The following is a 955-nucleotide window of genomic DNA, read 5'->3' as shown; positions in this document are numbered from 1 at the left end:
ATCGGGTGGTTCCACAGCGCTAATTTCACCAGGGAGGCTTTTGGAGCGTCGCACTCGTCCCGGGGGACAAGGCGCCAGCCTCGCATAGTTCTTGTGACGTAGCGTGCACTTGGATGCTCTTACGACGTTGTCGTAAAGCCAAGGCAACTTGAGGTTATATGGTCAAGCCGCACGGATCATTAGTATCAGTTAGCTCAATACATTGCTGTACTTACACACCTGACCTATCAACCACGTAGTCTACATGGTTCCTTCAGGGGGCTTGTGCCCCGGGAGATCTCATCTTGAGGCGCGCTTCCCGCTTAGATGCTTTCAGCGGTTATCGCTTCCGAACATAGCTACCCGGCAATGCCACTGGCGTGACAACCGGAACACCAGAGGTTCGTCCACTCCGGTCCTCTCGTACTAGGAGCAGCCCCTCTCAAATCTCCAACGCCCATGGCAGATAGGGACCGAACTGTCTCACGACGTTCTGAACCCAGCTCGCGTACCACTTTAAATGGCGAACAGCCATACCCTTGGGACCGACTACAGCCCCAGGATGTGATGAGCCGACATCGAGGTGCCAAACACCGCCGTCGATATGAACTCTTGGGCGGTATCAGCCTGTTATCCCCGGAGTACCTTTTATCCGTTGAGCGATGGCCCTTCCATACAGAACCACCGGATCACTAAGTCCTAGTTTCCTACCTGCTTGATCCGTCGATCTTGCAGTCAAGCACGCTTATGCCTTTGCACACAGTGCGCGATGTCCGACCGCGCTGAGCGTACCTTCGAGCTCCTCCGTTACTCTTTAGGAGGAGACCGCCCCAGTCAAACTACCCACCATACACGGTCCCCGACCCAGATAATGGGCCCAGGTTAGAACGTCAAGCACGACAGGGTGGTATTTCAAGGATGGCTCCGCCACAGCTAGCGCCATGGTTTCATAGCCTCCCACCTATCCTACACAGAC

General features: G+C 55.1%; 1 rRNA gene. It reads right to left on the bottom strand.

The features are described from left to right. Nucleotides 1-158: 158 nt before the first annotated feature. A 23S ribosomal RNA gene (locus tag RCG67_RS16800) occupies nt 159-955 on the bottom strand; the annotation flags it as partial.

This window comes from Kocuria cellulosilytica (assembly GCF_040981245.1).
GTDB lineage: Bacteria > Actinomycetota > Actinomycetes > Actinomycetales > Micrococcaceae > Kocuria > Kocuria cellulosilytica.
Note: the sequence above shows the minus strand (reverse complement) of the source record. Positions and strands in the feature narration are given on the sequence as shown.